11 protein-coding genes and 4 tRNA genes are annotated in these 14,201 nt (G+C 61.0%); 12 read left to right on the top strand and 3 right to left on the bottom strand.

The features are described 5' to 3' along the window. Positions 1-48: 48 nt before the first annotated feature. Positions 49-1,599 carry an MDR family MFS transporter gene (locus tag ACZ89E_RS12090; protein WP_476255727.1) on the bottom strand — a complete coding sequence of 517 codons (1,551 nt, stop codon included), beginning with the start codon at positions 1,597-1,599 and terminating at the stop codon, positions 49-51. Continuing rightward, positions 1,589-2,638, bottom strand: a complete 1,050-nt coding sequence (locus ACZ89E_RS12085; RefSeq protein ID WP_476255726.1) for an HlyD family secretion protein — start codon at positions 2,636-2,638, stop codon at positions 1,589-1,591. Before ACZ89E_RS12085 ends, ACZ89E_RS12090 begins: the two co-directional genes overlap by 11 nt. 218 nt (positions 2,639-2,856) lie before the next feature. Between ACZ89E_RS12085 and gltX the strand changes: the two genes are divergently transcribed. The 12 genes from gltX to ACZ89E_RS12025 all read left to right on the top strand — a co-directional run bounded on the left by gltX (position 2,857) and on the right by ACZ89E_RS12025 (position 12,466). Continuing rightward, positions 2,857-4,338, top strand: coding sequence for a glutamate--tRNA ligase (gltX, locus tag ACZ89E_RS12080; protein ID WP_149658909.1), 1,482 nt, complete (start codon positions 2,857-2,859; stop codon positions 4,336-4,338). Positions 4,339-4,583: 245 nt separating this feature from the next. After that, positions 4,584-4,659: transfer RNA gene (locus ACZ89E_RS12075), tRNA-Ala, on the top strand. 79 nt (positions 4,660-4,738) lie between these two features. Then, positions 4,739-4,814: transfer RNA gene (locus tag ACZ89E_RS12070), tRNA-Glu, on the top strand. A 52-nt stretch (positions 4,815-4,866) separates the two neighbouring features. Beyond that, positions 4,867-4,942 (top strand) — tRNA-Ala (locus ACZ89E_RS12065). 79 nt (positions 4,943-5,021) lie between these two features. Continuing rightward, positions 5,022-5,097: transfer RNA gene (locus tag ACZ89E_RS12060), tRNA-Glu, on the top strand. A gap of 182 nt (positions 5,098-5,279) precedes the next feature. Then, entirely contained in the window at positions 5,280-5,819 is a 540-nt protein-coding gene (locus tag ACZ89E_RS12055) for a TetR/AcrR family transcriptional regulator (protein ID WP_463260047.1), read from the top strand. A 32-nt stretch (positions 5,820-5,851) separates the two neighbouring features. Beyond that, complete coding sequence (locus tag ACZ89E_RS12050; RefSeq protein ID WP_476255725.1) at positions 5,852-6,685, top strand: alpha/beta fold hydrolase; 834 nt, start codon at positions 5,852-5,854, stop codon at positions 6,683-6,685. Between the two features lie 48 nt (positions 6,686-6,733). After that, entirely contained in the window at positions 6,734-7,171 is a 438-nt protein-coding gene (locus ACZ89E_RS12045; protein ID WP_149658906.1) for an acyl-CoA thioesterase, read from the top strand. Between the two features lie 204 nt (positions 7,172-7,375). Next, positions 7,376-8,335 (top strand): tRNA dihydrouridine synthase, encoded by a 960-nt coding sequence (locus ACZ89E_RS12040; RefSeq protein ID WP_169370675.1) that lies wholly within the window; start codon positions 7,376-7,378, stop codon positions 8,333-8,335. 122 nt (positions 8,336-8,457) lie between these two features. Beyond that, on the top strand, positions 8,458-8,904 hold the full coding sequence (locus ACZ89E_RS12035) for an Hsp20 family protein (RefSeq protein WP_123403565.1): 447 nt from the start codon (positions 8,458-8,460) through the stop codon (positions 8,902-8,904). A 188-nt stretch (positions 8,905-9,092) separates the two neighbouring features. Further along, positions 9,093-9,791: a DUF1266 domain-containing protein gene (locus ACZ89E_RS12030; protein WP_476255724.1), complete on the top strand. Its 699-nt coding sequence runs from the start codon at positions 9,093-9,095 to the stop codon at positions 9,789-9,791. Then, positions 9,788-12,466, top strand: coding sequence for a DUF805 domain-containing protein (locus tag ACZ89E_RS12025; protein WP_476255723.1), 2,679 nt, complete (start codon positions 9,788-9,790; stop codon positions 12,464-12,466). Before ACZ89E_RS12030 ends, ACZ89E_RS12025 begins: the two co-directional genes overlap by 4 nt. Here the strand turns inward: ACZ89E_RS12025 and ACZ89E_RS12020 are convergent. Beyond that, positions 12,463-14,154: an Hsp70 family protein gene (locus ACZ89E_RS12020; RefSeq protein WP_476255722.1), complete on the bottom strand. Its 1,692-nt coding sequence runs from the start codon at positions 14,152-14,154 to the stop codon at positions 12,463-12,465. The two genes, ACZ89E_RS12025 and ACZ89E_RS12020, sit on opposite strands and share 4 nt — an antisense overlap. Between the last annotated feature and the right edge of the window lie 47 nt (positions 14,155-14,201).

Below are 14,201 nucleotides of genomic sequence, written 5' to 3'. Positions count from 1 at the left end.
AGCGAGGCTTGCCCGCGAAGGCGTCCGTATGAGCGCCGCGAAATTCAGCTAGTGCGCCTCCCCAGCCTTCAACCCCGCCGGCAACGCCTTGGTCAACAACACCGCCAACATGCTGATCCCCAGCGCAATCCCGACAAAGTGAAACGCATCGTTGTAGGCCATGATCGAGGCCTGCTGATGCACGATTTCACTCATCTTGCCCAGCGCCGCCGTATCACTGCCAAACCGGTCCGCCATCGACGCCATGCGCTCGGCGACCTGCGGATTGCTCGGCACAATCGACTCACGCAAATAATCAAAGTAAGTCTTGGTCCGCGCATCCAGTAACGTGGCGAGGAGGGCGATGCCAATCGCGCCGCCGAGGTTGCGCAGGATGTTGAACAGGCTCGATGCTGACCCCGCGTCCTGGGGCAGGATGTACGCGGTGGCGATCAGCGAGATGGTCACCATGATCAGCGGCTGGCCCAGGGCGCGGATGATCTGGATCTGATTGAATTGCGGTCCGGCGAAGTCCGGGTTCAGCACCCCCGAGGAAAAACTCGCCAGGCCAAACAGCCCGAAACCAATGGTGCACAGCCATTTCGGCGGGATGAACTTCATCAGCTTCGGCACCAGCGGAATCAGGAACAGCTGTGGCACGCCCATCCACATGATCACTTCGCCGATCTGCAGGGCGTTGTAGTTCTGGATTTGTGCAAGGTACAGCGGCAACAGATAGATCGAGCCGTACAACCCGACGCCCATGCCCAGGCTGGAAATACTCGACAGCCCAAAGTTGCGGTTGCCGAGGATGCGCAGGTTGATCAGCGGGTTGGGCTTGGAGAATTGCACGATCACAAAGGTGATCAGGCTCAACAGCGCGATGCTGCCCAGGCTTACGATCAGGTTCGATTCCAGCCAGTCCTTGCGATGGCCTTCTTCAAGAAACACCTGCAAGCAACCGAGGCCGACACCGAGGGTGAGGATGCCGGTGTAGTCGGTGCTTTTAAGCAGCTCCCAATGGGCTTCTTTCTTCTCCAGGCCATACATCAGGCCGGCGATCATGATCAGGCCGGGCGGAATGTTGATGTAGAAAATGTACTCCCAGCCCCAGTTCTCCGTGAGCCAGCCGCCGATGGTCGGGCCGATCGAGGGCGCGAACGTGGCGGTCATGGCGAACATGGCCATGCCTTTGGCGCGGTGGTGTTCCGGGAGTTTGATCAGCGTGAGGGTGAACGCCAGCGGGATCAGCGCGCCGCCGGTGAAGCCCTGCAGGGCGCGGAAGATGATCATGCTCTCCAGGCTCCAGGCCATCGAGCACAGCAGCGAGGCACCGAGAAAACCCAGCGACACCCACACCGCCAGGCGTCGCGCCGACAGCAGCTGCACCAGCCATGCGGTCAGCGGGATCATGATGATTTCCGCCACCAGGTACGAGGTGGAAATCCACGAGCCTTCTTCCAGGGTCGCCGACAGTGCGCCCTGAATATCCTTGAGCGAAGAGTTGGTGATCTGGATGTCGAGCACCGCCATGAAGGCGCCGAGCATCACGCTCATCACCGCAATCCAGTCCCGCCGGGTCGGCTCGCCGGCCGGGCGGAGCAGTTGATCACCGGCCATCGTCAGGGGCGTCTTTGATGTTCACTTTGACGGTGACCGACATCCCCGGGCGGATCTTGCCGTGCAGCGGATTGTCCGCGGCGAAGGTCAGTTTGACCGGAATCCGTTGTACGACTTTGGTGAAGTTGCCCGTGGCATTGTCCGGCGGCAGCAGGCTGAACTGCGCCCCGGAGGCGGCGAACAGGCTGTCGACCCGCGCCTCAATCGGCGTGTCGCTGTAGGCGTCAAACGTCAGTTCGGCTTTCTGCCCGGGCTGCATGTGGCCGATCTGGGTTTCCTTGAAATTGGCCTGAATCCAGATGTCCTGGTCCGGGACGATCGACAGCAGGTAGGCGCCGGCCTGCACGTACTGGCCGTTGCGCGCGGCGCGCTGGCCGATCAAGCCGCTGATGGGCGCGTGGATTTCGCTGCGGGTCAGGTTCAGTTGCGCCTGGGCCAGATCGGTCCTGGCGTTGGCGATCATCGCGTCGAGGCGCTTGATCTCGGCGCTCAACGCGTTGACTTGCTGGCGCTGACTTTGCGCATCGGCCTGTGCCTTGGTCACTTGCGAGCGGGCGATGTGGTTGTCGGCAGAGAGGGTGGTCACCCGTTCCTCCGAGACGTAGCCGGGTTTGCGCAGGGCTTCAGCCCGGGACAGGTCGATTTGCGAGCGGCCGAGGCTGGCCTGGCTGGACACCACTTGCGCATCGCTGGCGGCGATCAGGCTGGCTTGCTGGGTCAGTTTGCTCTGGGCTTGCAGGCGCTCGGCTTCGCGGGTGGCGAGGGCGGCGTTGGCGCGGTCGACGGCGAGGTGGAAGTCATCGCCTTCGAGCTTGACCAGCAACTGGCCTTTTTCGACGTGCTGGTTGTCCTGCACCAGGACTTCGTCGATGCGCGCGCCCAATTGGCTGGAGACGCGGGTGATCTCGCCCTGGACATACGCGTTGTCGGTGCTTTCATAAAAGCGTCCCTTGAAAAACCAATGGGCAAAGAAGCCCCCGGCAATCAGCAGGACGATCAGCAGAAAAATGAACAGGCGACGCTTGAGTTGGGCAGGCATGGGGCAGACTGTAGTCGAGAATTGTAAGGAAAGTTATCAGCAGGCGAATCTGGCATACAGCCGATAAACGGTAAATGCCATCCGCTGATATTCGGCCATTCACCACGGAATACGGGCGTTGTAGACGCAACCTTGGCTTAAATGCCCTGCTGACTGGAGCCGGGCGGGTGTCGCCTGTTACCATTCGCCCTTTGTTTTATCTTCATTCGAGACTTGCCATGACCACCGTCCGCACGCGCATCGCGCCATCGCCTACCGGGGACCCCCACGTAGGTACCGCTTACATCGCATTGTTCAACTACTGCTTTGCCAAGCAGCACGGCGGTGAGTTCATCCTGCGGATCGAAGACACCGATCAATTGCGTTCGACCCGCGAGTCCGAACAGCAGATTTTCGACGCCCTGCGCTGGTTGGGCATCGACTGGAGCGAAGGCCCGGACGTCGGCGGCCCGCACGGTCCTTACCGTCAGAGCGAGCGCGGCGACATCTATCAGAAGTACTGCCAGCAACTGGTTGAAATGGGCCATGCCTTCCCGTGCTTCTGCACCGCCGAAGAGCTGGACCAGATGCGCGCCGAGCAAATGGCTCGCGGCGAAACCCCGCGCTACGACGGCCGTGCGCTGTTGCTGTCCAAGGAAGAAGTGGCCCGTCGCCTGGCCGCTGGCGAACCCCACGTGATCCGCATGAAAGTGCCGAGCGAAGGCGTGTGCGTGGTGCCGGACATGCTGCGTGGCGATGTCGAGATCCCGTGGGATCGCATGGACATGCAAGTGTTGATGAAGACCGACGGCCTGCCGACGTACTTCCTGGCCAACGTGGTCGACGACCATTTGATGGGCATCACCCACGTCCTGCGCGGTGAAGAATGGCTGCCATCGGCGCCGAAACTGATCCTGCTGTACGAGTACTTCGGCTGGGAACAACCGCAGCTGTGCTACATGCCGCTGCTGCGTAACCCGGACAAGAGCAAGCTGTCCAAGCGCAAGAACCCGACCTCGGTGACGTTCTACGAGCGCATGGGCTTTATGCCGGAAGCGATGCTCAACTACCTGGGCCGCATGGGCTGGTCGATGCCGGACGAGCGCGAGAAGTTCTCGTTGCAGGAAATGGTCGACAACTTCGACCTGAGCCGCGTGTCCCTGGGTGGGCCGATTTTCGACATCGAGAAACTGTCGTGGCTCAACGGCCAGTGGCTGCGTGACTTGCCGGTGGAAGAGTTCGCTTCGCGCTTGCAGACTTGGGCGCTGAACCCTGAATACATGATGAAAATCGCCCCGCACGTGCAGGGCCGGGTTGAAACCTTCAGCCAGGTTGCGCCGCTGGCCGGGTTCTTCTTCGCCGGTGGCGTGAACCCGGACGCGAAACTGTTCGAATCCAAGAAGCTCTCGGGTGATCAGGTTCGTCAGTTGATGCAGTTGATCCTGTGGAAGCTGGAAAGCCTGCGTCAGTGGGAGAAGGACAGCATCACCGCAACGATTCAAGCGGTAGTCGAATCCCTGGAGTTGAAGCTGCGTGATGCCATGCCGCTGATGTTTGCCGCGATCACTGGCCAGGCCAGTTCGGTGTCGGTGCTCGATGCGATGGAAATCCTCGGCCCGGACCTGACCCGTTTCCGTCTGCGCCAGGCCCTCGACCTGCTCGGTGGCGTGTCGAAGAAGGAAAACAAGGAGTGGGAAAAACTGTTGGGCAATATCGCCTGAACAGCGTTTGATGCCGTGTAGGAGCTGCCGAAGGCTGCGATCTTTTGATCTCGCACTTCGGCGTTCCCCAAAAGATCGCAGGCTTCGCCAGCTCCTACGGGCCTGCGTTCTTTCCCAAGCCCCCGGTTTTTCGGGGGGAGGGCGGTAAGTGATTGTTATGTCGGCAAAAAATTTTGAAATATTTTAAAAATAAGTTTGACAGCCTTCCGATGCGCCATTAAGATTCGCCCCGTCCTCAGCGATGAGGGGCTATAGCTCAGCTGGGAGAGCGCTTGCATGGCATGCAAGAGGTCGACGGTTCGATCCCGTCTAGCTCCACCAATTTACACTTCAAGGTCTGGCCACACCGGCCTTGAAGCGATCAACACTCAGCGTTGATCAGTTGTATAGAAGGGTTTGCGTCCCCTTCGTCTAGTGGCCTAGGACACCGCCCTTTCACGGCGGTAACAGGGGTTCGAGTCCCCTAGGGGACGCCAGTTTTACAGAAGCAGTGTCGCAAGATGCTGCTCCGCCGCCAGGCGATAAATCGGGGCTATAGCTCAGCTGGGAGAGCGCTTGCATGGCATGCAAGAGGTCAACGGTTCGATCCCGTTTAGCTCCACCAATTTTACAGTTCAAGGTCTGGCCACACCGGCCTTGAATCGATCAGCGCTCAGCGCTGGTCAGTGTATAGAAGGGTTTGTGTCCCCTTCGTCTAGTGGCCTAGGACACCGCCCTTTCACGGCGGTAACAGGGGTTCGAGTCCCCTAGGGGACGCCACGATTACCCGCTCTGCGGGATTTATAAGGGTCATTCAATTATTGAATGGCCCTTTTGTTTGTCTGGCGTTTGGCCAATTCTCCTTTTTCTTCAAAACTGTTCTTCAGACCAGCGGTCACAGCCATGACTTGCGCAAATTTATTATGCGAATAATATTCTAGTCGTAATATTCGGAGGCAACGATGAACGATAAAAAAGCTCAAACCCGCGAACGCATCCTCAAGGCTGCCAGTGCAGCGCTGATCCAGCGCGGCCCGGCCGAGCCGAGTGTGGGCGAAGTGATGGGCGCGGCCGGTCTGACGGTCGGCGGCTTCTACGCACACTTTGAAAGCAAGGACGCGATGATGCTGGAAGCGTTCAAGCAGCTGCTCGGCCACCGCCGTGAGCTGATTGCCGACATGGATGCCGAGTTGACCGGTGAAGAGCGCCGCGCCTTGGTGGCGGCGTTTTACCTGTCGCGCAAACACCGTGATTCCTCAGGCTCGGCGTGCCCGATCCCGGCTTCGATCGGTGAGCTGGGGCGTCTGCCGGAAGAATTCCGTGTGGCGTTGAATGAGCATGTGGAACTGATGGTCGCGCAGTTGGCGGCCAGCCCGGAAGACACCGACAAAGCCTTGGCCGACATGGCCTTGATGGTCGGTGGTTTGGCCCTGGCCCGGGCGTTGGGGCCAGGCGAGTTGTCCGATCGATTGCTGCGCGCCGCCAAATCAGCGGTGCTATGACCTGAAGGCAAAATGGCCTGAGGAGTGGAGCGATGAGCACGTTAAAGTGGGTTCGTGGCGTTAATGGCACCTTGGGTTGGGTCGCACCGCACATGGTCGCGAGCAAAATGCGCCTGGCATTCATGACGCCGCGCACGTTCGCACCCCGTGACTGGGAGTTGCCGCTGCTGGCAAAATCCGAGCGCATCACCTTGCGCTTCGGCCTCTCGGCGTTGCGCTGGGGGCAGGGCCCGACGGTCTTGCTGATGCACGGTTGGGAAGGTCGGCCGACCCAGTTCGCCAGCCTGATCACCGCGCTGGTGGACGCCGGTTACACCGTCGTGGCGCTGGATGGCCCGGCCCACGGTCGCTCACCGGGTCGCGAGGCCAATGTGGTGCTGTTCGCCCGGGCCATGCTCGAAGCGGCAGCCGAATTGCCGCCACTGCAAGCGGTCATTGGCCACTCCATGGGCGGCGCCAGTGCCATGCTCGCCGTACAGTTGGGATTGCGCACTGAAACCCTGGTCACGATTGCTGCGCCGGCGCGGATTCTCGGCGTGCTGCGTGGGTTCGCCCGTTATGTGCGACTGCCGCCCAAAGCCCGTTCGGCGTTCATCCGTCAGGTCGAGAAAGACGTCGGCATGCGCGCGGCCACCCTGGATGTTGCGCACTATCAACTCGATATGCCGGGGCTGATCGTCCACGCCGAAGACGATTGCTATGTGCAAGCCAAAGAGTCCCAGATGATCCACGAAGCCTGGTTCGACAGCCGACTGCTGCGCCTGGAAGAGGGCGGCCATCAGCGTGTGCTGGCAGACCCTCGGGTGATTGATGGGGTGCTATCACTGCTGTCAGGGCGCAGCCTTCAAGCACGGCAATCGGCCTGAGCATCCGTTACACTGCGCCGGTCGAATTTATCTGACCGGGAGTCGGGCATGGGCTGGGATCGGGCAACGCCATTTATCATTGATCTGGAAGTCGGCGCCGAGGACATCGACGGGCTGGGCCACGCGAACAACGCGGTGTACGTGACCTGGCTCGAACGCTGCGCCTGGCGCCACTCGCAACGGCTCGGCCTGGACCTGGTCGAGTACCGTCGGCTGGATCGGGCGATGGCCGTGGTGCGCCACGAGATCGATTACCTCGCCGCTGCCTATGAAGGCGATGAGTTGCAATTGGCGACCTGGATCGTCGATTGGGACCAGCGCCTGAAAATGACCCGCCACTTCCAGCTCAAGCGCCCCAGTGACAACACCACGCTGCTGCGCGCCCAGACCACCTTCGTCTGCATCGAACTGTCCACCGGCAAGCCCAAACGCATGCCGGCGGAATTTATCGAAGGTTATGGCCCGGCGTTGCCAATTCCGTCGTAGGTTGTCTGGGCGGGCCTCTTCGCGGGCAAGCCTCGCTCCTACAGATGTGTGTCGTACGCCCAATTTGCATACGCCGCAAAACCTGTAGGAGCGAGGCTTGCCCGCGAAGGCGTCATCACAATCGCCACCGCCCCGTCTGACGAAATACCTTCTACGCGCCGAAACCAGTAAACTGCCGCACGTTTTTCGTTGAGTGTGTTTTCCATGCAAATTGCTTTGGCGCCCATGGAGGGGTTGGTCGACAACATCCTGCGGGACGTGCTGACCCGCGTCGGCGGTATCGATTGGTGCGTGACCGAATTCATTCGGATCAACGATCAACTGCTCACGCCGGCCTATTACCACAAGTTTGGCCCTGAGCTGCTGACCGGTGCCCGCACTGCGTCCGGCGTACCGCTGCGCGTGCAGTTGCTCGGTTCCGATCCGGTGTGCCTGGCGGAAAACGCGGCGCTGGCTTGCGAGTTGGGTTCCGAAGTCATCGACCTGAACTTCGGCTGCCCGGCCAAGACCGTCAACAAGTCCCGTGGCGGCGCGGTGTTGCTCAAAGAACCTGAGCTGCTCAACCAGATCGTCGAAACCGTGCGTCGCGCGGTGCCTGCGCATATCCCGGTCACCGCCAAGATGCGCCTGGGTTTCGACAGCCCGGACGGCGCGCTGGTCTGCGCCACGGCCCTGGCCGAAGGCGGCGCGGCGCACATCGTGGTGCACGCGCGGACCAAAACCGACGGCTACAAACCGCCCGCCCACTGGGAATGGATTCCGCGGGTGCAGGACGTGGTCAAGGTCCCGGTATTCGCCAACGGCGACATCTGGAGCGTCGAAGACTGGCGCCGCTGCCGCGAGATCAGCGGTGTCGAAGACATCATGCTTGGTCGTGGCCTGGTGTCGCGCCCGGACCTGGCCCGGCAAATCGCCGCCGCGCGCGCCGGTGAAGAAGTGGTCGAGATGACCTGGGCCGAGCTGCTGCCGTTGATTCAGGACTTCTGGCTGCAAGCCAAGGCGCAGATGACGCCGCGCCAATCGCCGGGTCGCCTGAAGCAATGGCTGGCAATGCTGACTCGCAATTATCCGGAAGCGGTCGAGCTGTTTACCGTGCTGCGGCGTGAAACTGAGCTGGATCAGGTCTCCCGTTTATTGGGTCTGCGGGTCGCCGAAGCCGCCTGAAAAAAATCTGCAAAAAGTCTCTTGAAATGCAATCAGCGGTCCCTATCTAAGGGTTACGCGATGCCGAATCCGGGTCGCGGAGACAAAAAAACTTGCTGATATGTTTTCAGGAGATTTGAATCATGACGACTGCATTTTCCATGGCACCACTGTTCCGTTCCTCGGTAGGTTTCGATCGTTTCAACGACCTGTTCGAAACCGCCTTGCGCAACGAGCCAGGCAGCACCTATCCACCTTACAACGTGGAAAAACACGGCGATGACCAATACCGCATTGTTGTAGCGGCCGCTGGGTTCCAGGAAGAAGACCTGGAACTGCAAGTGGAAAAAGGTGTGCTCACCATCAGTGGCGGTAAACGTGACGCGACCGAAGACGTCACCTATCTGTACCAAGGCATCGCACAGCGTGCCTTCAAACTGTCTTTCCGTCTGGCGGACCATATCGAAATCAAGGCTGCCGGCCTGAGCAACGGTTTGTTGAGCATCGACCTGTTGCGGGTCATTCCGGAAGAGGCGAAAGCCAAACGCATCCCGATCAACGGGACGCAAAAACCAGCGCTGCAGCACTGAGTCATTCGAAGACACACATTCGTCTGAACAGGCTGTAACCCGCTGAATGAAGGCCCCGACCTGTCGGGGCCTTTTTGTGTCCGGGGAAAAAACAGCCCTGTAGGCTTTGCCGCCTTGCGACGGTTTCTCTACAATCCGCGGCAGTTTGCCGACTCCCATTCTGCCTGGTCGGCCCGGAGCTTTTTTTCATGGACGAGCTACAACAGCGCTGGCTGTGCGGTCTTTCCGCGCCAATGGTCGCCCTCAATCCGCGTGCCGGATACGACGAGCCCGCGTTCTATTCCGGCCCGGAATATATCGACCTGCAATGCAGCTGGGGCATTGATGACCGGCCGCAATTGTTGGGCATGCTCGAAAGAATGACCGATGACGGTCACGCCACACGCCTCAAAGAGGCGTATCGCTCATGGCAACGCTGTTTGCCCAGTGAGTGGCAGGCGTTGCTCCAGACGCTGGAACCCCGCGAGCGCATCTTGCATGAGTTTGCCAGCCGTACCTTCGAGGGCTGCGGCTCGGGGGGTATCCAGGCGTGGGATCTGGGGCGCATGGGGTTTCTGTTGCGGTGTGGCGTGCGCAATCAGTGGATCGATCTCGCCGAAAGTCTCTGGCTGCATTGGCGCCTGGCCGTCAGGGCGCAATATCACTACGACGACTGGTATTCCTATTTCAACGGATTTCTCACCGGTCGCGCCTTCTGGGGCTGCCTGAGCAGCAGCGACGATACCCTGGCTTACGAACTGGACCGACAAGGTGAGTTTTCGAGCAGTCTGCGTATCGCTCGCGGCCTGGGCCGGAACATGCCCGCTTTCCTGGCCGACTTGCCTTGGCATCTGGAGCTTGATCCGCCGCAGCGCCCGGCATCCTTAGGGGAGTTCGACTGGTCATGAGTTGCTGGATTCGTCTGGGCATAGAGCCCACCAAAGACCAGGCACTGATCCGGGATGCCTACCGCGCGCGTCTGCCGCAGCATCACCCGGAAAGTGATCCCGAAGGCTTCCAGGCATTGCGTGAAGCCTATGAAAGCGCCAACCGTTTCGCCCGGCAGGAAGAGGACGAAACGGAAGAGGAGGCTGGCGCCCCTGAGATGCCGCAGACCATCGTGGATTTCTACGCGCTGCTCGAAGACCCGGCGCGACGTTTCAATCCGCAGGCCTGGCAAGCCTTCGTCAAAGCTTTGGATCTATTGCCGCTGGACGCCCTCGATGACCTCAGTTGGGGTCTGTTCCATCCATTGGCCAACGCCGGTCCGCTGTCCTACCGCTGCGCGAATCTGTTGGCGCAACGGCTGGCCTGGGAGCAGCAGTTGATGGAACTGGAGTTCGACCAGGCGAAAGAAGTCGAAGCGTTCCTGCAACGCATCAAGGGCCCGGACCCGTTCGACACGACGCTGATGGACGATTGGCCCGAGCCTGCGCAGTTGGAAACCCTCTGGTATGCCCGCAGCCTCGACTACATCTTCCAGCATCGTCCTCTGCGTGAGTTCGTAGACTTTGCCAGCCACCACACCTGTTTGCCGCTGCCGGCCGATGACGCATTTATCCAGCGCCTGCTGGTGCAGTTCACTCAGGCGGGTATCGGCGGTCCCGGTCTGCGGCAATGGTGCGTCGAACAGCAGGCACAAGCCCCGGACGATGCCGACTGGCTGTATTTATTGGCGTGCCAGAACAGCTTGGCGGGCCTGGAAGATCAGGCGTTGCCTGGCTGGATCCGGCTCTGGCAGGAACATCGCCACCCCAAGGCCGAAAGCCGTTTGCTGGAGCTGTGCGCCAAGCGTCAGCCGGACTTTGTGGCACTGCTGATCCAGGCTTTTGACCGTCTGGAGCATTTCAGCGACTGGCCTGCTGACCTCGCCGATGTCAGCCAAACCTATGGCAGCCCTTCACAACGTCCCGAGACGCTGGCGCGCTGGCTTGGGGTCGGGCAACTCGACCTGCAAGGCTTTACGGCCGCTTTTGTCGATTGGCGGATGACCGGGGATGAACTGCCGCTGCTGGCCTTGCTGCTGGGCGATGCTGCGGATTCCCGTCTGCAAGAGCTGTACCGGCATGCCTGGGCGTTGCACCGTGGCGATGTGGGGTTGCTGCAACAGATACTCGATGAACCGCAGCCGCTCGATGCCCTCGAAAGCCTGGTGTTGAGCGGGTTCAAGTATCAGGCCGAACAGCAACTGTGCTGGCTGAATCAGGCGCCCATCCCGTTGGCGATGAAGGCCTTCCTCGGCAGCCGTTCGGTTCAGCCGCAATTGGCCGAAGAATTGAAAAAGGACAAACCGCACGACATTTGCCGCCTCTGGCTGCGCAGGCTGCGGCCTTACGATACGTCCGCTCTGGTGCGGATCGATCAGGCATTTGATCTGCAAGACGCGCAAGCGGACGTGGACCTGCGCGGTGTGAGCCTGCTGGCCCAGTTGGAGCAGCGCGAAATGCTATTGCCGCCGATTGGCCAAGGCGAGGCGGTGTGGCAATGGCACGCGCAAACCATGTTCCTGCTGGCGTTGCTCGATCAGCCGGAACGTTGGCTGGCGTTGATCGATTCAAGCTGCCTGGAGCGGCTCGACGTCAACCCGGCGCATCCCCTGAGTCGGCTCCAACCGCTGCTGCGGCGTTTGCAACGCGAGCAAGGCAGTTGCAGCGGTTTGCTGGGCTGGTTGCAAGCCAGCGATCCGGTGCATGGCTTGCTCGTGCAGAAGCTGTTCAATGTGCAACAGGCCCTCGACAGCGCGACGCTGCCGGGTAATGCGCAACTCTACACCTGCATCGAAAGTGATCCTGATGCCTGCGGCGAAGAGGTGTTGGGCCTGATGCTGCTCTGGGGCGTGCTGTACCAGGATCCGAGCCTGAACGCCGAGCAGCACCGCGCGCTGTTGCAATCCATCGCCGCCGTCAGTTGCGAAGATGACTGGTTCGAAGGGTTCCGCAATGGCTTGATCAAGGGCGAGCCGGTGTGGCCGCCTGAGAAAGTGTTGGAAGATTTCGGTGTCGAGAAACTGGTGGTTTATTCACTCCTCGATACGCTGAAAAGCCTGGTCCGTTATGGCGCGGCGGGCGTGCCGCGGACCAAGGTGCTGACAATCCTGCAGTACGGCAAGGACAACACCGAGAACAGCGTGGGCCTGCGCCTGGCGCTCACGGCCCTGTTGTCCTGGACCGAACGCCTGCTGCTGGCCCACAGCGACACTCGCCCTGTGCCGGCCACGGCGTTCTGGCGCCTCGGTTCCCGACTGGGGCGCAAGGCGTTTTTCTGGCAAGTGCTGGGGTGTGTGCTGATCACCCCGTACCTGGCGTTGATGAGCGGTACGGCGCTCTCTGGTTTTGGCGTGTTGCTGCTGGGTGCCGCGTTGTTGCTCGGCGCGATCCTGCGTCGCCTGCATGACATGGGGCGCGGGATTCCCACACTGCTGATTTTTGGCTGCCTGTCACCGGTGCTGCCGTTTATGCCGTTGCTGTTGTTCGGCTTTCCCGGCGACAAACTGCCCAACCGCTACGGCGTGCCGCCGGACAGCGGCGGTGCAGACACCTTGTCCGGCGGTTTGCAGATGGCTTTGCGGCGACTTAACAACTAAAGGCGCAGTTCATCAAGGGCCTTATTGAGCTGTGAACGATGGCTGGCAATCTGCACCGATTGCTGGCCACCGAGCACGGCGGTAAAGGTATCCAGCCAATCGGCAATTTGCTCGCGCTCTTCCCCCAGGCTTTGCGCCCAGGCCCGCTCCAGGCGTGCCAGCAAGGTGCGGTTGGGCAGGGCGTCGCGCGGGTGGATTTTCAGGGCGCTGAGCCGTTCATGGCTGTTTTGCCGCGACTGCGGGTCGAGGCCGGTGGGGCTGCGGTCGATGCTGTGGCTGTGGCGTTCGCCGCTGGCCAGCAGCGTGACGTCGACTTCGAGCAAGCCGTTGATGTCGTAGCTGAAGCGCACATCCAGGGCCTGGGTCTGCTCACTGGGTGTCAGCGCGACGTCGAAGGCATCGATGTAAATATTGTCCCGCACCCACGGCCGCTCGCCCTGATAGACCTCAATGCGGATCTGGGTTTGCTGGGGATGAGTCGTGTAGAAACGCTTGACCCTGGACGTCGGGATCACCGTATTGCGCTCGATGATCGGCGAGAAAGCGCCGCTGACGTCTTCACCGCGATTGGTCGAGATGCCCAGGGTGTAGGGGCAGACGTCGGTCAGGATCAGTTCTTCGATGGCGCTGTCGCGAGCCTTGCACGCGGCCTGGGTGGCTGCGCCCAGCGCGACAATCGTGTCCGGGTCGAGATGACGATAGGGCAGGCGCCCGAACAGCGTGGCGACCATTTGCTGCACGGCCGGCATCCGCGTGGCGCCGCCGACCATCACCAGGCTGTCGAGGTCCCGGGGCTTGAGCCGCGCATCGCGCAGCGCTTGCTCGATGGGCGCGCGTAACCGGGCCAGCAGTGGCTCCCAGATTTTCAACGCCTCGGCTTCATCCAGCGACCATTCGCGCAATGCGCCAGCGCCGTTCCAGCTCAGGTGCTGAGTGCCTTCGTTGAGATTGCATTTGAGTTGTTCCAGGGCATCGCCGAGGCTGGCCAGGCCTTGGCCATCGAGCATGGGCGGGGTGAGTTGCCAGTCTTTCAGGCAGGCCTGCAACAACGCCGCCGTGAAGTCTTCGCCACCGAGGAAGTTGTCGCCGGTGGAGGCATGTACCTCGATCAACGGCAGGGCGTATTCCAGCACCGTGACGTCGAAGGTGCCTCCGCCCAGGTCGAAAATCAGCGTGCGCTCGAACTTCTGCTCATGCAGCCCGTACGCCATGGCGGCGGCAGTCGGTTCGTTGATCAGCCGCGACACTGTCAGGCCGGCCAATTCGGCGGCAAACAGCGTGCGCTTGCGTTGCTCGTCGCTGAAATACGCCGGTACCGAAATCACCGCCTCGTGCACCGGGTGGCCGAGCCAGGCTTCGGCGTCTTGCTTGAGCGAACCGATCACCAGTGCCGAGAGTTCTTCCGGGCTGAACGGGCGCCCGCCCAGTTCAAATTGCTTGTCGCTGCCCATGAAACGCTTGAACGCCGCCACCGTACGTTCCGGGTGGGTGGTCAGGCGCGCGCGGGCAGCCTTGCCCACCAGAATGCTGTCGTCTTCATCGAGGCTGACCACGGACGGGGTGAGGACATCGCCGAGGGCGTTGGGAATCAACTGCGCCCGACCGTCCTGCCAGACGGCGATCAGGCTGTTGGTGGTCCCAAGGTCGATACCCAGCAAGGCCGGGCGGGGGAGGGTTGCATCCTGCATGGTTGATCTCTTTGAGGCGGCGCAAAAAACGCGACCCTACAGGCTGA

It is taken from the genome of Pseudomonas sp. TE3899, assembly GCF_056279105.1.
The sequence above is the reverse complement of the archived record's forward strand: the minus strand, read 5'-3'. Positions and strand labels throughout refer to the sequence as shown.